This window comes from Chryseobacterium sp. T16E-39, assembly GCF_002216065.1.
Taxonomy (GTDB): Bacteria; Bacteroidota; Bacteroidia; order Flavobacteriales; family Weeksellaceae; genus Chryseobacterium.
Window position 1 is genome coordinate 4145020 of sequence record NZ_CP022282.1, and the last position, 21543, is coordinate 4166562.

20 protein-coding genes and 1 tRNA gene are annotated in these 21543 nt (G+C 35.3%); 10 read left to right on the plus strand and 11 right to left on the minus strand.

Annotation, left to right across the window (positions count from 1 at the left end):
• The first annotated feature begins 74 nt into the window (after nucleotides 1–74).
• Both CEY12_RS18830 and CEY12_RS18835 read left to right on the plus strand, forming a co-directional pair.
• A complete protein-coding gene (locus CEY12_RS18830) occupies nucleotides 75–1607 on the plus strand; it encodes a M20/M25/M40 family metallo-hydrolase (protein ID WP_089029137.1) in 1533 nt (510 codons plus the stop codon).
• 191 nt (nucleotides 1608–1798) lie between these two features.
• Nucleotides 1799–2500: a hypothetical protein gene (locus tag CEY12_RS18835; protein WP_089029138.1), complete on the plus strand. Its 702-nt coding sequence runs from the start codon at nucleotides 1799–1801 to the stop codon at nucleotides 2498–2500.
• A 114-nt stretch (nucleotides 2501–2614) separates the two neighbouring features.
• Here the strand turns inward: CEY12_RS18835 and CEY12_RS18840 are convergent, their stop codons facing one another.
• Together CEY12_RS18840 and CEY12_RS18845 are read right to left on the minus strand one after the other, a co-directional pair.
• Entirely contained in the window at nucleotides 2615–3724 is a 1110-nt protein-coding gene (locus tag CEY12_RS18840) for a DUF4861 family protein (protein ID WP_089029139.1), read from the minus strand.
• Nucleotides 3725–3729: 5 nt separating this feature from the next.
• On the minus strand, nucleotides 3730–4920 hold the full coding sequence (locus CEY12_RS18845; RefSeq protein WP_089029140.1) for a glycoside hydrolase family 88 protein: 1191 nt from the start codon (nucleotides 4918–4920) through the stop codon (nucleotides 3730–3732).
• Nucleotides 4921–5189: 269 nt separating this feature from the next.
• Here CEY12_RS18845 and CEY12_RS18850 point away from each other — a divergent pair, with 269 nt between their 5' ends.
• Both CEY12_RS18850 and CEY12_RS18855 read left to right on the plus strand, forming a co-directional pair.
• Nucleotides 5190–5921, plus strand: a complete 732-nt coding sequence (locus tag CEY12_RS18850; protein WP_089029141.1) for a hypothetical protein — start codon at nucleotides 5190–5192, stop codon at nucleotides 5919–5921.
• 282 nt (nucleotides 5922–6203) lie between these two features.
• The gene (locus CEY12_RS18855) at nucleotides 6204–6536 is read left to right on the plus strand and encodes a hypothetical protein (protein WP_089029142.1); all 333 of its coding nucleotides are present in this window, start codon (nucleotides 6204–6206) and stop codon (nucleotides 6534–6536) included.
• Between the two features lie 184 nt (nucleotides 6537–6720).
• Here the strand turns inward: CEY12_RS18855 and CEY12_RS18860 are convergent.
• Together CEY12_RS18860 and CEY12_RS18865 are read right to left on the minus strand one after the other, a co-directional pair.
• A tRNA-Ser gene (locus CEY12_RS18860) sits at nucleotides 6721–6807 on the minus strand.
• Nucleotides 6808–6862: 55 nt separating this feature from the next.
• Nucleotides 6863–7879 (minus strand): asparaginase, encoded by a 1017-nt coding sequence (locus CEY12_RS18865; protein WP_089029143.1) that lies wholly within the window; start codon nucleotides 7877–7879, stop codon nucleotides 6863–6865.
• 168 nt (nucleotides 7880–8047) lie between these two features.
• Between CEY12_RS18865 and CEY12_RS18870 the strand changes: the two genes are divergently transcribed.
• On the plus strand, nucleotides 8048–8704 hold the full coding sequence (locus tag CEY12_RS18870) for a TrmH family RNA methyltransferase (RefSeq protein WP_089029929.1): 657 nt from the start codon (nucleotides 8048–8050) through the stop codon (nucleotides 8702–8704).
• Between the two features lie 23 nt (nucleotides 8705–8727).
• Here the strand turns inward: CEY12_RS18870 and CEY12_RS18875 are convergent, their stop codons facing one another.
• Genes CEY12_RS18875 through tsaD form a run of 3 tightly spaced genes read right to left on the minus strand, consistent with a single transcriptional unit; the run spans nucleotide 8728 to nucleotide 10907 of the window.
• Nucleotides 8728–9426: an RsmE family RNA methyltransferase gene (locus tag CEY12_RS18875; RefSeq protein ID WP_089029144.1), complete on the minus strand. Its 699-nt coding sequence runs from the start codon at nucleotides 9424–9426 to the stop codon at nucleotides 8728–8730.
• Nucleotides 9427–9479: 53 nt separating this feature from the next.
• A complete protein-coding gene (locus tag CEY12_RS18880; protein WP_089029145.1) occupies nucleotides 9480–9845 on the minus strand; it encodes a four helix bundle protein in 366 nt (121 codons plus the stop codon).
• Between the two features lie 45 nt (nucleotides 9846–9890).
• Nucleotides 9891–10907 carry a tRNA (adenosine(37)-N6)-threonylcarbamoyltransferase complex transferase subunit TsaD gene (gene tsaD, locus CEY12_RS18885; RefSeq protein WP_089029146.1) on the minus strand — a complete coding sequence of 339 codons (1017 nt, stop codon included), beginning with the start codon at nucleotides 10905–10907 and terminating at the stop codon, nucleotides 9891–9893.
• Nucleotides 10908–10911: 4 nt separating this feature from the next.
• Here tsaD and CEY12_RS18890 point away from each other — a divergent pair, with 4 nt between their 5' ends.
• The 5 genes from CEY12_RS18890 to CEY12_RS18910 all read left to right on the plus strand — a co-directional run bounded on the left by CEY12_RS18890 (nucleotide 10912) and on the right by CEY12_RS18910 (nucleotide 17815).
• On the plus strand, nucleotides 10912–15714 hold the full coding sequence (locus tag CEY12_RS18890; RefSeq protein WP_089029147.1) for a translocation/assembly module TamB: 4803 nt from the start codon (nucleotides 10912–10914) through the stop codon (nucleotides 15712–15714).
• Between the two features lie 134 nt (nucleotides 15715–15848).
• Complete coding sequence (locus CEY12_RS18895; RefSeq protein ID WP_089029148.1) at nucleotides 15849–16319, plus strand: Lrp/AsnC family transcriptional regulator; 471 nt, start codon at nucleotides 15849–15851, stop codon at nucleotides 16317–16319.
• A 68-nt stretch (nucleotides 16320–16387) separates the two neighbouring features.
• A complete protein-coding gene (locus CEY12_RS18900; RefSeq protein ID WP_089029149.1) occupies nucleotides 16388–16765 on the plus strand; it encodes a hypothetical protein in 378 nt (125 codons plus the stop codon).
• Nucleotides 16766–16874: 109 nt separating this feature from the next.
• On the plus strand, nucleotides 16875–17399 hold the full coding sequence (locus CEY12_RS18905; protein ID WP_089029150.1) for a TetR/AcrR family transcriptional regulator: 525 nt from the start codon (nucleotides 16875–16877) through the stop codon (nucleotides 17397–17399).
• Between the two features lie 2 nt (nucleotides 17400–17401).
• A complete protein-coding gene (locus CEY12_RS18910; RefSeq protein ID WP_089029151.1) occupies nucleotides 17402–17815 on the plus strand; it encodes a nuclear transport factor 2 family protein in 414 nt (137 codons plus the stop codon).
• A gap of 76 nt (nucleotides 17816–17891) precedes the next feature.
• Here the strand turns inward: CEY12_RS18910 and CEY12_RS18915 are convergent, their stop codons facing one another.
• The 4 genes from CEY12_RS18915 to CEY12_RS18930 all read right to left on the minus strand — a co-directional run bounded on the left by CEY12_RS18915 (nucleotide 17892) and on the right by CEY12_RS18930 (nucleotide 21533).
• On the minus strand, nucleotides 17892–18839 hold the full coding sequence (locus tag CEY12_RS18915) for a transketolase family protein (protein WP_089029152.1): 948 nt from the start codon (nucleotides 18837–18839) through the stop codon (nucleotides 17892–17894).
• A gap of 10 nt (nucleotides 18840–18849) precedes the next feature.
• Complete coding sequence (locus tag CEY12_RS18920) at nucleotides 18850–20019, minus strand: hypothetical protein (protein WP_157676854.1); 1170 nt, start codon at nucleotides 20017–20019, stop codon at nucleotides 18850–18852.
• Nucleotides 20020–20051: 32 nt separating this feature from the next.
• Nucleotides 20052–20906, minus strand: coding sequence for a transketolase (locus CEY12_RS18925; RefSeq protein ID WP_410493971.1), 855 nt, complete (start codon nucleotides 20904–20906; stop codon nucleotides 20052–20054).
• A gap of 105 nt (nucleotides 20907–21011) precedes the next feature.
• Entirely contained in the window at nucleotides 21012–21533 is a 522-nt protein-coding gene (locus CEY12_RS18930; RefSeq protein WP_089029155.1) for a hypothetical protein, read from the minus strand.
• Nucleotides 21534–21543: the final 10 nt, after the last annotated feature.

Below are 21543 nucleotides of genomic sequence, written 5' to 3' on the forward strand. Positions count from 1 at the left end.
GACTACTTTGAGTTTTTTTTATATAAATATCTTTATTATATTTATTGAAGAAGCCAACACAAAACCAGACTACCATGAAAAAAATTCTTTTGGCAATTGTAGCCATTATAGTTGTTATCGTTGCTATACTTTTGATTAAAACATTTACGTATCCATTTAAAAAAAACAGTACCAATACAGTTCCTGAAACAAAATGGGTAAAAAATGATTCTGCAATCCAAAGACTTTCCGGTGGAATTAAAATCCCAACAGTGTCTGGAGGTGACCTCGACGTTTTCAATTATGAGCCGTTTGCTCAATTCAAAGAATACCTGAAGAAATCTTACCCTCTGGTATATCAAAATACCGAAAATTATGAAGTCAATACCTATGGATTGGTTTTTAGGCTAAAAGGAAGCAAGGCAAATCTTGAACCCATTCTTTTTCTCTCACATATGGATGTAGTACCACCTGGAGATGCTGATATCATAAACAATGATCAGAATATTTTCAGACCCGATGATAAAGCTTTACCAGGCGTGACAAAAGTTGCAGAAGATTGGGATTTTGCACCTTTTTCAGGAGCCGTTGCTAACGGAAGGATCTATGGAAGAGGGGCAATTGATATGAAGGGAATGTTGTTTTCTTTGATGGAATCTCTTACAAACATGATAAAAAGCGGGAAGGTTCCACAGCGGGATATCTATTTGGCTTTTGGTTTTGATGAAGAAGTAGGAGGAAGAAAAGGGGCTAAGCAAATTGCCAAGCATTTTAAAGATAAAGGTTTGGTATTCGATGCAGTATATGATGAGGGTGGTTTGATTTTACAGAAGGGAGGGATCAAAGGGATTGATGCTGATGTGGCTGTAATTGGTTGTGCGGAAAAAGGATTTCTTTCTGCAAAGATAAAAGTAAAAGGCCTGGGGGGACATTCCTCAATGCCGCCAATGGAAAGTGCTATTGGTAAAGCGGCTGTTATTATGCAGAGATTGGAGAATGATCAGATGAAACCAACGATTACTCCACTTATTAAGGAATTCTTTGATAACATTGGAGGGACGATGTCATTTGCAAATAGACTTGCTATTTCAAATCAGTGGCTCTTAAAATCCGTATTGCTCTCTCAGCTGGCTAAAAATAATTCTACGAATGCATTGATCCGCTCAACAACAGCACTTACAATGATGAAGGGGAGTGATGGAACAAATGTTCTTTCTCCGGAAGTTGAATTTGTAGTTAATTTCAGGCTTCTTTCGGGGAACTCTGTGAAAGACATCCGGGATCATATTGCAAAAGCAACAAAAGGTTTTGATGTTGAAGTGGAAGAAATTGATAATACCAGAGAAGCCTCTGCTGTGTCACCAACGAATGTTAAAGCATATCAGATCATTGAACAGGGAATCAGGGAAGTTTATCCGAATTCAATTACAACCCCTTATTTGACGATTGCCGGAACAGATGCTTATAAATACCAGATCGTTAGCAAGAATATTTATAGATTTATGCCCATCAGGATTACCGATGCCGAAAAACAAAGTATTCACAGTACCAACGAATACATCAGCATAGAAAACTATATGAAAATGATTCACTACTTTGAATTTATCATGAAAAATTATGATAGGTAGGAGTGATTAGGTAGTAGGTGTTAGGTGGTAATAATCAGGTAATTAGGTGGTATCTGATGAGTTTCGGGCTACGGATGATACTTATGCGATTTTTTCAATCTTTTAATTTTTCAATCTTTCAATAATTAAATATTACACGTCGAGTTTTGTCGCATTACAGAAATAGCTTTGTCCTATCAAAACATAAAGCTATGGAATTGCCTTTTTACTTAAGCTATAAAGAATTCGAAAATCAGTACTACAATAATCTTGAAAAATGGTTTGAAGAATATCTCAATACCAGTGAAACAGATTTTTTAAAAAGTATGGCCGATATGTATCGTCCCTATTTATATTACAATTTTGCAAATGACAGAGTTCAGGCGGATGCTTCTACACAAATCAAAGACTGCTTTTTTCCATATTATGAGAAAATAGGTTTATCTTTTTGTACCAACTGTGAAAATGATAAAGATAAGAAGAGCAATAAAAAAGAAATGAACCATGTTTTTGAATGGAAAACCATTTCCATGATGGAATATGCGCAACATGTCCTGGATAAGATCAACCGTTATTTTTTGAAAAATGGGATTTCTCCTAAAAATGAAAATGTTCTTGACTATATTAATAACTGTGAAATAGTAACTTCCAGAGATGGTGCAGGGTACTGTGTAAATTATAGCCGCCATCAGCGTACCATTTCATTTTTAAAAGCATACCTACCTTGTTATGGACAAACTGTAGACATTACAGTATATCGGGATTTTGTTTTTTCGGTTGTGCAGATCGCTCAATTCATTGATCAGAAATTGAGAGCTATTGACGCAATAGAATCTACTATCTATAATAAATTGAAATCAGATGCAAGGTTTAAATTGCAGATGAGTCATCAGTTTCTAACGATTTGCAATTAGCATTGCAGGTTTACAAAAGACACCAAAACATTCATTATAACTAAATTACCGTTTGATTGATATTTAATATTTATCAGACAAACAAATCCTGATCGAGAGATCAGGATTTTGTTTTTAATATTCGGATATCTGTATAGGATATTTCAGTTTAAGAGAAAATTCCTGAAGATACTTTTGCCAGTCCTTTGCTGAGGTGATTTCGCCTGCTTTGTCCCAGGCAGCTCCCGCATAGAAGGTGATGGTCTGTTTATTTTTTAAGATAATTTCTGAGCCCAGATGTTTGTTTTTATCTGTAATAGTATAGTTCGCATTAGGGAAAATAATAGCTGTTCCCACAATCCCATTTTTTGAATTTTCCGGCCAATAAGCTGCTAAATGATTGTCCTGATCTATTATTTTTTCACCCTTACCATCCCAATGAACAATACCTGCAAAAAGAGGAAGCGTTTGTTCACCCTTAAATTCATATTTGATAACGGATTTGTTCAGTTGTGAACCTGCATCCAGACTGATTCTTTTTACAGCAGAAATTTCATACCCATTCTTTTTGACTTGAGAATAGGTAAGATCAAATGTAAATCGAAGCGGGCCCTCCTCAACAATTTTATATGAAGTGTAATTTCCAAGATAAACAAAGTCATCAGATATAAAAGGCAAAATATCTCCAGCTCCCAAAGTTCTTCCAACCTGAAAGAAATCCAGGCCATCTCCATTGTCCTGGTGATAATTGTTTTGTTTATACCATTCGTTGATCACCATTCGATGGGTTCTCTTCGCCCAGGCATCCATTCCCCATCCGTTTTGTTCCGGGACTTTTTCTAATTCTTTTCCGTACATCCGAAAAGCGATCTTATCATTTTCCCAGGCAAAATCCTCCAGACGTTCCGGTACAAAGCGTCCATATACTTTAGCATCCACAGATTTTGGTGGTGTCTGGTAAAATTCTATTTTTTTTATCTCCTTCGCATTAAAATCATCCTGGATAAGGAGATCTCCATTTGAAAGCCATTGATAGGGTATTTCCTTTTTTGTCGCAGCCTCAATGATACTGAAGTTTTTACCAGCTAGAAGTCTTACTTTTTTGGAAGGGATTTCTATTGATTCGGTATTTCGGGAAATAGTAAGGGTATTCCTGATTTGTAATTTCAATAATAGGGTGGATTGTTGAGCATTAAATAATGATGTCATGCTCACCATTATTAAGGTCCATTGTATTGATCTCATTAATTTTAGTTTAAATACCAGTCTTTATATCTTTTTAAAGCTTCCAGAAAATAATAATCCGCATAGATCAAAGGAACATCAATTTCTGAGTGAAGGGGCAATCCTCCTGTGCTGTGTTTTAAAAGGAATCCTCCATTTTCTCCGAGTTTGGACTGATAGTTCTCTCCAGATAAGCTTACAAGAATTTTTCTGGCACTATCTACATAATTTTTCTTTTCACTTTTATTTACATACTGACCCAATTCCAATAAAGCAGAAGCTATAATTGCTCCGGCAGAGGCATCTTTTGGAACTTCCGGGATTTTTGGGTCATTGAAATCCCAGTAAGGAATTTTATCTTCTGGAAGGGCAGGGTTATCCAAAATGAATTTTGCGATATGACGGGCCTGATCCAAATATTTTTGGTTCTTCGTAAAACGATACATCATCGTATATCCATATAATGCCCAGCCTTGTCCTCTCGCCCAGGCTGAGGAATCTGAATAGCCCTGAAATGTTTTTTTGCCTAAAACTTCACCTGTCTTTACATCGTAGTCAATAACATGATAAGAGCTGTAATCAGGACGGAAATGATTTTTTATGGTCGTATTTGCATGAGCAATTGCTACTTCTTCAGTTTTTATGCTCCCACCATTTTTTGCCGCCCACATCAGCATTTCCAGGTTCATCATATTGTCAATAATTACCGGACCTTTAAAATCAGCCATTTTATCCCAGGACAAAATAGCTTGCATTCCCGGATAGAACCGGGTTGATAATGATTCAGCTGATTTGAGGATGACAGCCTTATATTTTGGATCCCTGGTAACCCTGTATGCATTTCCAAAACTATTGAACATCATAAATCCTAAATCATGATCTCTCGTAAATGTTTTATTTGGCTCTATTAATTGAAGTCTTTTCTCTGCTTCTTTTTTGATTTCAGGATCGCTGGTCTGCTCATAAATCAGCCACAATGATCCGGGGTAAAAACCTGAACACCACCAGGTAATATCTTTAGTGGTAACTTTTTCAGTAGAAGAATTGTAGGATTGGGGCATTTTATCCTCGGGAATCTCCTTCATTAAATATTTATATTGCTTATCAGCAAATTGAAACTCACTCTGAATGAGTTCGGACATTTGTTTCTTATTTTGGGAGATCATTACCGTGCTGATAGCCAGAAATACTGATGTTATAGTTTTTTGTAAAGTCATTGATTTTTGATATTCATTAGTACAATTTACTTAAATTTTGCAAAAAATATTCAAAATTTATGGTGTTGTTATTATTTAATTAATAAACTTTAACTTATTTTTTAATATCGATTTTCTTTTTTTGTATCTTTGAGTATACACTGAAAAATATTCTTATCAGAATAGGTGAAGCAGAGGAATTTAGGTTGTATCAGAATTTGTTTTTTTTCATTTAGGTTATTTAAAATTGAACTATTTATAATATCTAATCTTTAAAACCAAATCAAGTTATGAGAAAAACTATTTTATTTTACTGTTTATGCTTACCAATATTTTATTATTCACAGGTTGGTATCGGAACAACAAACCCTCAGGCTGTATTACATGTAGACGGAGCTAAAGATAATGCTACTACTGGTGCGCCAACGGCTGCTCAGGAGGCTAATGATTTAGTTGTGACGGCTACTGGTAATGTAGGTATTGGTAATGCCAGTCCCCAAAGATCATTAGATGTAGATGCTAAAAATCAAAGTCTTAGAGTTCGAAATTTGATCAGGCAAGTACCAATGAGTTATGATATTCTAACAAGAGATATAACTACGGGTGATGTTGTTGCAACATCATACAGCTATACGGAAGCTGTAACAGTGGCGGCTGGTGCAAGTGCAACCGTTACAGTGCCGGCCACCGTGAATATTGCCACTGGTCTTTTTGTTGTGAAATCTACAAATGGCTGTTCAAGAGCCATGATAACCAGTTTTGTATATAATGGATTATCCCTGGGATATGTATCCGGTGTTGCAAGGGATAAAATTGGAAATGCAACTATTGCTCCCATACCTGTTTCTGCGAACTCTTCAGGGATTTGGTCTGTAACCTTCTCAAATGTTACCACTTGCGCAGATGGTGGAACTGGGACACAATTTGACTTTACGGTTGTAAAACCTACTACAGATTCCTATACTATTACCAATAATGGAAATATTGCAAAAACATATCAATTAACTGTTACCCGTCTATAGATCAGATTAATGATAGCTTGCTATTTGCAATATGGAAAAGAAGAAAATAAAGCAATGAATTTCATTGCTTTATTTTTTTATGTTGATCACGATTCAGGGGGAAACTTTTACTTGAATCTACAATGAATAGGAAAAAAGGTTTGTTTTTAATCCGGCTAAACTCCTGTTTATTATGTATCATTTTATCAAATTGGCTAAAATATTTTCATGAATATTTCGGGGTCATATAAATTTGGCTTGTTTTATGTAATAGATAGTTAGATTAATTATTAAAATAAAAATATGAAAAAGAAGTTATTTGGCTTATTAGCTTTTGGTTTATTTGCAACAGCTGTTAATGCCCAGGAAACTGTAAAACAAGAAGTGAAAAACGTTGGTACTGCAATTCAAAAAGGCGCAAAAGCAACAGGAGACGGAGTGAAAGATGGTGCAGAATGGGTAGGAGATAAAACTGTAAAAGGAGCAAAAGCCACAAAAAAAGGTGTAAAACAAGGTACGAAATGGGTTGGTAAAACAGCAACCAAAGGTGCGAAAAGTGTTAAAAACACCGCAGTAAAAGGAGCTGATGCAGTTTCAGACGGTTATAAAGATGTAAAAGCAGATTTAAAAAAATAATTTTCAGAAAAATATCTAAAACGACTTCAACTACAGAAGTCGTTTTTTTATTTCATTATGTATCGGGCAGCTTTATTTAAAGTTCTTCCAATTGGAATTGTATAGAAAAATATTTGAAAACGAAGCATAAAAAAACACCCAACTTGTTGGGTGTAAATGTTTTAATTGATTACAATTATTTTTGCAGAGAGGAAGGGATTCGAACCCTCGATACAGTTACCCGTATACTACCTTTCCAGGGTAGCTCCTTCAACCACTCGGACACCTCTCTATTTCGAGATTGCAAAAGTAATCTATTTTCTTGAATTAACAAATATTTAGAGCAATTAGTCTGTAATTTCTCCACAAAGACTTTTAGAGAAGTTATCAGCAAAATTCCCAGAGTAGTTTGGGTTATCCACTAAATGCATTGCTTTTGTTATCGCAGTTTCTGCCGTCATATCTTTGCCACTGATCGCTCCGATTCTGGAGAAAATATTACTGTTTTCATATTTCCCAAACGAAATACCGCCTGATATACACTGACTTACCACTACGATTTCAGTTCCGTTATTTCGGATTTCTTCCAGAGTTTGTTGGGTTTTTTCGCTGCTGAAAATGGTTCCCGAACCAAAAACCTGGAGAATAAGAACTTTCATTTTAGGGATTTCTTTAAAATAGCTAAGATGCATTCCCGGAAAAATTCTCCAGAATAAGATATCTTCTGAAATGTGATCATCAACATGAAATTCTACGTTGGGATCACAACGATATAGATTATCTTTTATAATATTCAGATGTACTCCCGATTGTCCGAGGATAGGATAGTTCGGACTCGAATACGCATCGAAATATTCAGCAGAATATTTCAAAGTTCTGTTTCCTCTTAGTAATTTATATTCGAAATAGATGGCAACCTCCTGAATAACCGCTTCGTCATTTTCGTACAGACTGGCATAATATAAACTTGTGAGAAGATTTTCTTTTGCATCCGTCCTCAAATCACCTATTGGCAGTTGGGAACCTGTAAAAATAACGGGTTTCTTTAGCCCTTTTAACATGAAACTTAAAGCAGAAGCGGTATAAGACATAGTATCTGTTCCGTGAAGAACCAAAAAGCCGTCATAATTATCGTAATTTTTATGAATGTAATGGGCGATAATTTTCCATTCTTCTGGCCCCATATCTGAAGAATCAAGTGGTTTGGCAAAAGGATGAACAAAAACTTCACATTCCATTAGTTTCATTTCGGGCATTTTTTCAAAGATATTTCCAAAATCAAACGCACGAAGGCTTCCGGTTTCATAATCTTTCTCCATACCAATAGTACCACCAGTATATATCAACAGAACTTTTCGTTTCATGTATTACTTTTTATTAAGAAGTTGAACCCTGTTCAGGTTTATAAACTCAAAATTACGTTAATTTGCAAAGATTTGAAAATGAATGAACGTTTATGGAAGAATTTTATAAAAATAAAGTTATTATTCCAGGCGTTATATTGGGCCATCGAAAAAAATAACTGAATGCAGATGAAAGATTTAGGACAAACTTTTGAATATTTAAAACAGTTCTTAACGGATGAAAGATTAAGGAAAATAGAACATTTTTCTCAGGATAGCTCTGATTTTGTACTTCCAGTCATGGAAGATATTTATCAGTTTAGGAATGCTGCGGCGATTGTAAGGTCAGTAGAAGCATGTGGATTCCATAAAGTAGTGGCTATGGAAGAGGAAAATATTTTTAACCCTAATCTTACCGTTACAAAAGGGGCCGAAACATGGGTAGAGGTAAAAAAGATGCCTAAAAATATCTCTTCCCTTCAGGAAATTAAAAATAGCGGGTATAAGATCCTTGCCGTTTCACCGGAAAAGAATGCGGTGATGCTTCCGGATTATCAGATCACAGAGCCTATTGCTTTAGTTTTTGGAACTGAGCTGGAGGGAGTTTCAGAAGAAGTTTTGGATTTTGCTGATGAAACATTGGCCATTCCCATGTATGGCTTCACGAAAAGTTTTAATGTATCGGTAGCTGCAGGAATCTGCATGTATGAGCTGAAACAGAAACTTCTTAAATCCGGTATTGAATATAAGCTTACTGAAGAAAAGCTCTTACAAATGAAAATACGTTGGGCAGTAAACTCCATCAGAAGTGGAAGTGAAATTCTGGAACATTATTTAAAGGCCTGATCCTGTTTTAATAATATATAATATTATGTTGTTAAATGGAGATAATTCCATGATGCTACAAATATCCCTGCCGTTTCTGTTCTGAGTCTTTGATTTCCCAGGGAAACCGCTCTTACTTTGTGGTCTGCCAGATATTGAATTTCTTTTTCAGAAAAATCTCCTTCGGGGCCAATTAAAAATGTGTACTGATCTGATTGGGGAATTTTTGTAAGCTCAATTCTTTCCAGGTTTTCATGACAATGGGCTACAAAAGTATTTTCAGGATTTATAACTTTAATAAAATCTGAAAATTTTACAGAATCATTGATCTTAGGAAAATGAAATCTTAAGCTCTGCTTGGAGGCTGCAATGCTCTGTTTTCTTATTTTTTCAATATTGGTATTTTTTCGCTCCGTTTTTTCTGTCACTAATAGTGTAATCTCCGAAACACCCATTTCTACAGCTTTCTCTACAAAAAATTCTATTCTATCTATGTTTTTCGTAGGAGCAATAGCAATGTGGAGTTTTGGATTGAAGTCGGCAATACCTGTTTTAATCTCCGAAACATCAAGGCTCGCCTTTTTTCCTTCTAAAATCAGTTTTCCGGAAGCAAGATTACCATTACCATCAGTTACATGAATTTCTTCTCCATTCCTCATTCGAAGAACTTTAACAATATGTTGCTGCTCTTCATCATTAATAGTAACTGTGTTATCTTCTATGTGTCCGTAAAATAATTTCATTTTTTTGTTAAATTGTTAAATTGTGGATTCGTTAAACTGCAACGAAAATAAATTTAAGATTCAGTATTTATAGTCTTGTACAATGAATTGATCTGATTTGAAATATGTTCTGATTTTTCTCTTAAACTTTTGTAGTCTGTGTCATTCAAAAAACTGAGATCGTTTAAAAGGATCAGGAAATTAATTACCTCTATTGTTGAACCAAAAGCAACATTTAAAAAACGGGATTTATCTTTATTTGATTTTCTTGATAAACCTTCTGCGATATTTGCTGTGATACTTGTGCTTGCTCTTCTTATCTGATTAGTAATACCAAACTTTTCGTTTTCAGGAAAAGATTGTGTGATAAGATAAACTTCTTTAACCAATTTTCTGGCATTTTGCCATACTTCTAATTTTTCAAAATAAAACTGATACACCTTTTACGATTTTTCAAATTTGCAGTTTTACAATTTAGCAAAAAATCACAAATCATATTTCGATGTTGCACTCGTTCTTAAATCTGTAAACTCTCCTCTTTCAAATTTTAATTGTGCCACCATAGCGATCATTGCGGCATTATCGGTTGTATATTCAAATTTTGGAATGTAAATATTCCAGCCCAACTTTTTATGGTTAGCCTGCATTACATTTCTTAATTCAGAATTGGCTGAAACTCCACCTGCAATAGCGACTTCTGTGATATTAAGTTCACTTGCTGCCTTTTCCAGCTTATCCATCAATATCTCAATAATCGTTTTTTGTACCGATGCACAGAGGTCATTAAGGTTTTCTTTGATAAAATCAGGGTTCTTTTTCACTTCTTTCTGAATGAAATACAATACAGAAGTTTTTATCCCACTGAAAGAATAATTATACCCTTCCATTTTGGGTTTATTGAATTTAAAAGCATCAGGATTTCCTTCTTTTGACAGTCTGTCAATAATAGGTCCGGCAGGGTAATCGAGATCAAAGATTTTTCCAATTTTATCAAATGCTTCTCCGGCTGCATCATCAATAGTTTTTCCAATTATTTCCATGTCAAAATAATCTTTTACCAAAACGATCATGGTATGACCACCACTTACGGTAAGGCATAAAAAAGGAAAGTTAGGCGGCATAGGATTTGCATCGTCAATAAAATGGGCTAAAATGTGGGCCTGGAGATGATTTACTTCAATTAAAGGAACATCCAGGCTCATAGCCAGAGATTTAGCAAAAGACGTCCCTACAAGAAGTGAACCTAAAAGTCCCGGTCCGCGAGTAAATCCTATCGCCGAAATAGCATTTTGTTGTATATTTGCTTTGGTGAAGGATTTTTCAACAACAGGGATAATGTTTTGCTGGTGGGCTCTTGATGCCAACTCAGGAACTACACCTCCATATTCTTTATGAATTGCTTGATTTGCAGCAATATTGGAAAGAATGGTGTTTCCCTTGATGATAGCTGCTGATGTGTCGTCACAAGACGATTCGATACCTAAAATTATAGACTCGCTCATAATAATGGCAAAGTTAGAGAATAATAACGAAAATGAGAATAAAAAATCTGTAACTGAAAACTTAAGTGATCAGGTACATAAAACCGTAGAGAATGTAGAGGAAAAGGTAAAGGAAACAGTAAAGGAAGCATCTGAACTTGCTTCGGATGCAGTGCATCACCCTGTAGAAACTGTTCAGGAATTTGGAAAGCAGGCTGCTAAAGATGTAACCAGCTATTCCTGGTGGGCAAGACTTTTATTGATCTTATTCTGGCTCGGTTTTTCACTTATTGTGGCAATCATAGTTATTGTTAATCTTCCCGTTACTAAACAATGGGCTGCCGATCAGGCGTTACAAATTGTTAATAAAGACTTCAAAGCAGATATGTCCACAGAAAGTGTGGAAGTGAATTATTTCGGAAATGTTACCATAAAAGGCTTAAGAGTTAAAGATTATAAAGGACTTGAATTTATTAAAGCACGTGAATTCCGTGCAAATTCTGACTGGTTATCCCTGGCGAGTGGAGCGATTTCAGGAAAGAGCAATTCCCTGAGCTTTAATTCACTTACAATGGTCAATGCTGATGTTAAAGTAATTACTTACAAAGGCGACAGTATTTCTAACTTCATACGGTTTACTCAATTGTTTGATAATGGAAAGAAAAGAGACCCTAAAAAGCCTGCTTTTCAATTGAATTCAAGAGTACAGATCATTGATTCCAAAGTTTCGATTGTTAATCAAAATTCACCTGGAGAAGCCGGCAAATGGCTGACCGCTACGAAATTTAATTTAAAGGCGCCTAACCTTAAAGTTAATGGGCCAGATGTCTCAGCACTGATCAACAATTTATCATTTGTAACCACAAGATGGGGGAAGTCTCATTTTGTAGATACCTTTTCCACAGAATTATCTCTTACTCATAAACATCTTTCGCTTAAAGATCTTACGTTAAATACTGACCATACACTCTTACAGGGAGACATTAAATTTAATCTCAATAATGGGTCATGGGCAGGTTTTGAAGATAAAGTACGCTGGGATATGAATCTTCAGCAAGGAAGTCAACTGAGTGGGTATGATATCAGCTATTTTGTAACGAACTGGGATAATTTTAAACCATTTAATGTTTCAGGAAAAATGACTGGCCCATTAAATAAATTTTATCTGGAGAATTTTCTTATCAGAAATCCTGATGTGAATATTGCTACGAAAACGATGAAAGTGAATAACCTTTTAAAGGGTAAATTCCTTATTGAAACCAATAACCTTTCTACTGATTTCACGTATAAAGATCTGAAAGCAATGATGCCTTCATTCATTTCTAGAAAAATGAAGAACTTTGCTGATGATTTTGGAAAACTAAAATATAATGGCGCTGCAAGGGTTAATCCGGATCAGATTTTTATTCCTAATGGAAGTTTGATAACAGGGATTGGACAGGCTAAAATTTCTAAACTTTCTCTTACCGGGTACAGTACGGCAATGCCAAAATACTCAGGATATGTGGAAGCAACTGATTTAAATGTTTCTGTCATTACGAAAAATAAATCGGTAGGTTTAATTTCAGGAAAATTTGATCTTGACGGACAGAGTTTTGATGTGAATACCATGCGGCTAACTACAAAATCTCAAATTTCAAGTGTTGAGATTATGAATAAAGAGATTAACAATCTTTATCTTGATGGCTTACTGGATCATAAAAAATATAATGGGATCATTACAGTAAATGATGAACAGGCAAAAGCCACTGTGAAAGGGCTTATTGACTTCAGTACTTCAAGAATTACTATGGATGTCAATGCTGATGTTGGTTACCTGAACATGAATTACTTCACCAATAAACCTGGAAATCAAATTGTCAGTGGTCAGGTAAATGGGAAAATGGCGATGTCATCTATTAACGACTTAACCTTAGATGTTGAAGCTAATAATGTGAACTTTGCGACAGCCACTCAAAAATATATTATTCCCAATGCGAAGCTGAAAACTTTTGTGGAATCCGGAAACCGGGTTATTTCTGTAGATGCACCTGGTGCCGCCAATGGAAAGATATCAGGGAAATATAGTTTGGCCGATTTAGCTGGAATGGTAGAGAATGGAATAGGGAAAATTCTGGTAGGTCCACCACCAAGAAAGTTATATCGCGGTCAGAACTTTACGATGAATTTTGATGTTCAACAGGGATTGGTAAGTTATTTTCTTCCTGACTTGAAACTGCCTCAGGGTGCTGTAGTAGAAGGGCAATATGACGGAGATGCAAATAATCTTATTCTGAATGTTGATGCAGCTTCGTTGAAGTATATGATGACCAAAGAAGTTGAGATCACAGAAGCGGACAAGGCATTAGCAGAAGCGAATCCTGCTTATAAAATTAATGACAGGGAGAATATGTCGAGAGATAGTGCAATGGTTGATAGTGTCATGGTGAGGATAAACACTGCCAATCTTGAACAACAGCTGTATGCCAAAATAAATAAAGTACAGTATAATAAAAATATTATTAAGGATATTACGCTTAGTGGAAAGAATGAAAATAATACGGTTCTGCATCTGGCTACCCAGTTCAAGTATGGAAGCCCTGAAGATGAACTCGAAGATAAGCTAAAAGAATATGCGATCAATGTAAGTCAATCTACAAATGCTTCCGGAGATTTTGTGTTCAAATTCGATCCTACTGAGGTAAAGTTTAATGATGTCGTTTGGGCTATTGACACCAGTCCGGAACTTGATCATTCTATTACCTACAGGAAAAATACAAGTGACTTTGAAATAAGAAACCTTAAGATCTTTTCTGATAAAAGTGTTTTATTTATCAAGGAATCAACATTTAAATCGGCTAAAGATTTTTATGTAGATGCAGATATTACCGACTTTTCTATTGAAAAACTTCTGGAAATGCAGTCCGGTGGAAATTCTATGGATATCACAGGACTTGCGAACGGAAGTGTAAAGATAAAAATGGATAAAAGTACCTTGCAGCCTTTGGTTGATTTAACGGTAGATGATATTCAGATGAACGGAACCGATATGGGGGATCTTACCATATCTGCCACCAATGGTTTCTCCCTTAATGTTTATGACATTGATGTAAAGGTTACTTCTGCGGGAGTTCTTGGAAATAATAATTTAAATCTAACCGGAACTGTTAATAATAATACTCCTTCTCCAACTATTGATCTTGTCGCAGAAATGCGTGATTTTAATATCTCGTTTGCGCAGCAGTTTGTACGGACTATATTTGGAAATTTAAGAGGGAAAGCAACAGGAGATCTCAAAATAACCGGAACCCTAAAAAATCTGGATTACAGTGGTGATATTGCCTTAAAAGAATTTGGATTAAAGCTTTTATTTACGGGAGTGGATTATTCTTTTGATGATACTGTAATTCCATTATCAAAAGGCTTGGCCATTTTGAATAATATTGAAGTTCACGATGGAAGATCAAATTCTAAAGGTAACATATCAGGGGCGATCCAGTTTGAAACACTTTCTTCGATGGGGGTCAACCTGGTAATGAGGGCAGATAATTTGTTGGTATTAAACAGTACACAAAAAGATCTCGATTTGTTTTGGGGTAGAGTGTACGGACAGGGTGATTTGTATATCGATGGTCCCGTTTCTGGCTTAAGCATCTCAACACCAAATATGAAGGCCCTTTCCGGAAGTACTTTTACTTTTAATTCGAGTTCGACTTCCAATGTTGAGGAATTTAAAATGTTGAGGTTCCTGAAAGAAGGTAAAGATGGATTGGTAACGCTTGAAGAAAAGAAAAAAACCGGAGCCAATATGAATATTGACTTCTCTCTTGATGTTGATAAAGGAACTACTGTGAATGTCCTGGTTGGAGATGATGTTGGGAATATTACGGTAAAAGGTGAGGCTAAAAATTTAAAATTTCTGATGAATAGGCAAGGAGCCATTGCCATGGGAGGAACATATAAAGTCGAAAATGGAACCTTTATTTCAAAAGCGATTCTTAATAAAACATTCCAGATAGAAAAAGGAAGCAGCATCCGTTGGGATGGGGACGCTATGAAACCAGCATTAAGTATTTCAGCCAATTATGTAAGGATGGTGTCTAATGCGGGGCAATATTTAAATATGGGTAATCTTCAGCCTATTAGTATTTTGCTGCAGGCCAATATTACGCAATCTCTTGTCGATCCAAAGATTGATTTGGATGTTTCTGCTCTGGATGTTTCAAGCCAGGTAAAAGAGACCCTGGCGGCTAAAATGAGTCAGGAAGGAGAGAAGGTTCTCCAGTTTGGTTCTATATTATTGCTGAATAGTTTTAATATTTCAAATACAGGAGGAGTAGGAGTAGATGTAGCTGGAGTAGCAGAATCTTCAGGATATAATATGCTTTTAAAGCAATTAGGGTCTGTTCTTAATACGATGAGTAATGAATTTCAGATCGACTTAAATTACGTTAAGGGAGATCAGAATTCGAATACAGGGGACAGGGCAAATGCCGGGGTAAGTTTTGCACTTTCTCCGAGGATAAAAGTGAAGACCGGTTTAGGTATTCCATTAACCAAAACTGAAAGTACTGAGGCAAATTATCTCTCCGGTGAGGGATCTATTGAATATGATATTTCTAAGAAAAATGACGGAAGTTTAGTTTTGAGGGGATACTCTAAACCTACGAATATCGGAATGGGAATGGCCGGTGCAGGGACTAACGGATCTGCAAATCAAGCCTATGGAGGCGGTGTTGTGTGGAGTAAAAGCTTTAATTCTTTATTTAAAAGAAGGAAAAAAGATAAAAAACAACCAGATGTAACAAAAGAAATAAAAACAGATTCCCTAAAAGCAGAGGGTAAATAATTTGAATATTTTAATGATTTTTATCATCTGTGTTAATTATTGTTAATTATTGTTATAATTTTTATAGTTAAATTATTTTTTATAGATTTGCAAAAAATACATAGATTTTTTAAGAAAATTGTAATTTAACTAATATGAACTATCAACTGGACGAAATAGACAAAAAGATTCTTGATTTCTTAGTAGAAAACACAAGAATGCCTTTTACTGAAATTGCTAAACAGATGGATGTGTCTGCGGGTACAATTCACGTAAGAGTGAAAAAAATGGAAGATGCAGGTATTATTTTGGGATCATCCCTTAATATCGATTATGGGAAATTGGATTATCACTTCACTGCCTTTATCGGGATCCTTTTAACTAAATCAAACCGTACTCAGGAAGTTTTAAAAGAGTTATCAACTCTTCCTAACGTAATTGAGGCAAGTGTGATTTCCGGAAAGTATAACATTTTCTGTAAAGTAAGAGCGAAGAATACTGAAGATGCGAAAAGAATTATCTATCAAATTGATGATATTCAGGACGTAATGAGAACAGAAAGTATGATTTCTATGGAAGAATACTTAAGTGATAAAAATAGATTGATCAACGCTATTTCTATTTAATCAAATTCTAAACGAATAATTATAGAAGAACTTATGAAATTACTCATAAGTTCTTTATTTTTGTACCTATGGAAGAATACAGTTATTTTGATGAGGATCCAAAGAAAGGATGGGGTTTTATTTTAGCATTTGCTTCTTTAATGTTGTTTACAATCATGGGATTGGGGATAGATGTTGATGAGTATTTGCAGCATGAATATCTTAATATTCCGAGGTGGTATTTCTATATTATCTTCTCATTAGATATTTTGATGATGGTGAGTCTTATTCTTATGTTTTTTTATAAAAAGATAGGGATCTTTACTTTTCCGGTACTGCTGGTATTGCATTTCTTTATGCATAATTATTATCTGTCTACTTTTCTATATACAGATGTTACCAATCTTTTCCTCTTTACAGGCTTTGGTATGCTTGCCATAATTCCGAAATGGAAATTCTTTAAATAATAAATATAAAGTCTTCTTCGCGAAGGCTTTTTTTATTTAAAATTTACAGACAGACTTGTCTGTATGTGATTAATTTTTTTTAAATTTGTTACGTAATAAATTTATTGCTATGAAATCTCCAAAAGACAGAATCGTCGCAACGACCATGAAATTATTTTCCATGCAGGGATACAACTCTACAGGAATCAATCAGATTATTTCGGAGGCAAATGTAGCCAAAGCCAGTTTCTATGTACATTTTAAATCTAAGGAAGATCTCTGTGTTGAATTTCTTAATGTGAGACATGAGTATTGGTTTAAGGAGTTAGAGGATTTTATCGCTTTGAAAAGTGGATATAAGGCCAAAGTAATTGCAGCATTTGATTTTCTGATTTATATGAATCAGAAAGAGAACTTCAGAGGGTGCAGCTTTCTCAATATTTTATCGGAGATTCCTATGGATAATATTAAAATATTGGATGTGATTCAACATCATAAATTGGACCTTCGAAATTATTTCCGGGAGCTTTTAAGTAAGAATGAAATAAGTGATCACATCTATATGCTTTTTGAAAGCTGTATCATAGAGAGCCAGCTATTTAAATCAAACGAACTAATAGAGAAGTCAAAAAAAATAATTACCAAATTAATATAAAAATGGAACAGAAACATCCGCTTCCGCCTTTCACTCTTGAAACGGCAAAAGAAAAAATCCAATTAGCAGAAGATGCCTGGAACAGTCAGGATCCTGAAAGAGTTTCCAAAGCTTATACCGAAGACAGTGAGTGGAGAAACAGGGACCGATTTGTGAATGGGAGAGAGGAGATCGTAGAATTTCTTCGTCAAAAGTGGGCAAAAGAACTTAATTACAAACTTAAGAAAGAATATTGGGCACATGCGGACAATCGAATAGCAGTCCGTTTTGAATATGAGTATCAGACAAAAGATGGAGAATGGTTCAGGGCTTATGGCAATGAAAACTGGGAGTTTGATGAGAATGGGCTGATGAAGAAAAGATATGCAAGCATTAATGACTTGGCAATAAAAGAAGAAGAACGTAAATTCAGGTAATAGCCAATATTTTTCATAGTGGCTACAATGATAAAAGCATCCCATTGGGATGCTTTTACAATATATTGTAAGAAAATTACTTGTCTAAAATTCTTTTTACTGCCTCTTTTACTGCTGCAGAATCAATCTTATATTTCTTCATAAGCTCAGCCGGAGTAGCAGATTCTCCGAAAGTATCGTTTACGGCAACAAACTCTTGTCTTGTTGGTCTTTTTCTTGCCAGCATTCCTGCAACAGATTCTCCTAAACCTCCTAAATAGTTGTGCTCTTCAGCAGTTACAATTTTACCAGTTTTCTCTACTGATTTTAAGATGATTTCTTCGTCTAACGGCTTAATAGTATGGATATTGATCACTTCGCAAGAGATCCCCTCTTTTTCAAGCTCATCTGCAGCTACAAGAGATTCCCAAACCAGGTGTCCTGTTGCAACAATGGTTACATCTGTTCCTTCTTGTAACATAATTCCTTTTCCAATTTCGAAAGGCATGTCTTCAGGAATGAATACAGGAACCACAGGTCTTCCGAATCTTAAATATACCGGACCTTCAAAATCAGCAATAGCGAGAGTTGCTGCTTTTGTCTGATTGTAATCACAGGTGTTGATTACCGTCATTCCCGGTAGCATTTTCATCATACCGATATCTTCCAATACCTGGTGAGTCGCTCCATCTTCTCCTAATGTAAGACCAGCATGCGAAGCACAGATCTTTACATTTTTCCCTGAATAAGCTACGGACTGACGAATCTGATCATATACTCTTGAAGTAGAGAAATTCGCAAAAGTTCCTGTGAAAGGAATTTTTCCTGTGATACTAAGACCTGCAGCAATACCAATCATGTTGGCTTCTGCAATTCCTATCTGGAAGAATCTTTCCGGTGCTTTTTCAATGAATTTCTCCATTTTCAAAGAACCGATAAGGTCTGCGCAAAGCGCTACAACATTTGGATTTTTATCAGCAAGTTCAGCTAATCCGGCTCCGAATCCTGAACGTGTATCCTTTTTTTCTGTATATGTATATTTCATTTTTATTTTTTTAATCTAGATTTTTTAAATAATTATTTAATTTCTTTTTATCAGATTGATCGAGTTTTTCCTGAATGGTATTGAGATAAAGAACCTCACGTCTTATTTCGTCCAGGGTTAATTTAATGCCTACATTATGACCAGCGGATTGTGTAAGGTACATATCACACATCTGGCCTACATAATTTCGCAAATGTCCTCTTACTTCTTTAAGCTTAAAAATGGGAAGATCCTTTTCGAAATTTTTGCAGTGTTTAGGCAATCCTTTCCAAAGATTTTCACTGGGGATATTGGTAATTGCTAAACTGCCATCCTCGTCATGAGCTTTTTTATATTCAGAGGTATAATCCGGAATATAATAATAGGTTTGATCTGAATATGGATCTATAGCAGCTGTTGCTGCAGAATCGGCTACCACTGCTGTAGCATCGGTTGCTGCATATACAGAGTCATTTTTTGCATATTCCTCTTCCTGTTTTTTATAGGCAATCATGATAGAATCCTGTTTTCTTTGCTGGTCTGTCATTGCTTTTTTATGATCAAAAAATACCTGATCCTTGGAGTCTTTTATAGATTCCAGTATAAAATATTCTTTATCATAAGTTTTCTCGGGACCTGCTTTTAAAATAAGACCGCTTAAACCTGAGCTTTTCATTTTGATACCCGGAAGGTATTGATTCAAAAGTCCGCTAAATACAAACATATTATTAATTGATGAGCGATCATCAATACACAGCTTCAAATCCTCATTTTCCTTTTTTGTGCCATCTTTTGACCGGTAATTGATCATGTAATGAGAACATGGAATGCCTAGAATGGTTTCTTTTGTATCCAGTTTTTTTGCCTCAAGGGTATACTCTTCCTTTTCTCCATACCCGCCATAGCTATTATAGCCCAAATACATTAATGCGCTCAAACCTGAACCGGCAAGACGGCTGTTCATTTCTAATGAAACAGCTGTTGTTCCTAATGCATCAGTATAGTAATACATTGGAACATCCTTGATGTTCAAACGGGTAAGAAATTCATTATTGTTACTTGCAAACATCTTCAAAGTAAGCAAAGGAGCTTTCTTATCAATCATTTGATAATTAAATACTTTAGCAAATGAAATTTTCTTTTCCTGTGCAGTACCTAAAACAAAAAATGTTAGTAAGCAGATTAAGATGAATTTTTTCATGAAAAACTTAATAAATGTGATCATCTAAGATATTAGTAATCTGCAGGAGCTTCCAAATAAAGTTGTTTGAATGCTGTTTCCAACTGCTCATCATTAGGAGCTTTACCATGCCAAGCGTGGCTTCCCATCATATAATCTACTCCGGCACCCATTTCGGTATGAAGCATTATTGCAACTGGTTTTCCTTTACCTGTTTCAGCTTTTGCTCTCTCTAAAATAGCAATTACAGCTTCAAGATCGTTTCCGTTTTTCTCTTCTAATACAGTCCATCCAAATGCTTCTAATTTAGCATGTAGATCACCTAAGCTTAATACATCATCAGTATCACCATCGATCTGACGACCATTATAGTCTATCGTAGAAATGATATTGTCTACTTTTTTAGCTGCAGCGAACATTAAAGCTTCCCAGATTTGTCCTTCCTGTAATTCACCATCTCCATGAAGCGAATAAACCAAAGATTTGTCACCATCTAATTTTTTACCTAAAGCAGCACCTAAAGCTACAGAAAGTCCTTGTCCTAAAGATCCGGAAGCAACACGGATTCCAGGTAATCCCTCATGAGTAGTCGGGTGACCCTGTAATCTTGAATTTAGCTTTCTGAAAGTTTTCAATTCCTCAACCGGGAAAAATCCAAATCTAGCTAATGTAGAGTAGAAAACCGGTGAAATGTGACCATTTGAAAGATAGAAATGATCCTCATTTTTACCTTCCATAGTGAAAGGAAGATGATAGTTCAGTACTTTTCCATAAAGCGCTGTGAAGAATTCTGTACATCCTAAACTTCCGCCTGGGTGTCCTGAATTAACATCATGAACCATTCTTAAAATGTCTCTTCTGATTTGTGTAGCAAGAGATTTTAACTCTTCAATACTTTTACTCATTATATCTGATTTATTTGCACGCGAATTTACGATTTTTTAATGGCTTATAAAAATGTAAAAATCCGGATATAAGACCCGGATTTTGAATTATTTAAACAATTAAACCTTTTAACAACCTTCGTTAAGGGATACTGAGATTTCTATCACAATATTATTAATCATTTTAAAAGATAATATTGTGGATGCATCTGTATCATTCAGTACAAAGTAACTTTCATTTTTTACAGGCTTGCCTTTATCGTCCCATCCGGTGTATGCACTGTAACTCGGATAATTTTTATAGGCATTGATGATATCATCTTTTGTGCTTCCCACTCCAATACCACTTTTGGTTTTAAATTTTTTACTGGTGGTAGAGATGCCGTATATGCTATAACCATTGGTTTCCTTTCCGTTATTGTCATATTCCTGAGTGGTACTGATCATAATGGTTTCGCCGTTATACTTTACGGAATTCTTATATTCCCCATTCGTTAGCCTTAATCTTTCTCCGGAAAATTTTTCAATCTCCGAACTTTTCATAAATACCTTATAAGGCCCTATTCTTAACGTTGAAACTTCGAAGTTATCCTGTGCAGATAGAAAACTGAAAGCTAACAACCCGAATAAAAGTTGAATAATTTTTTTCATGTTTATTATA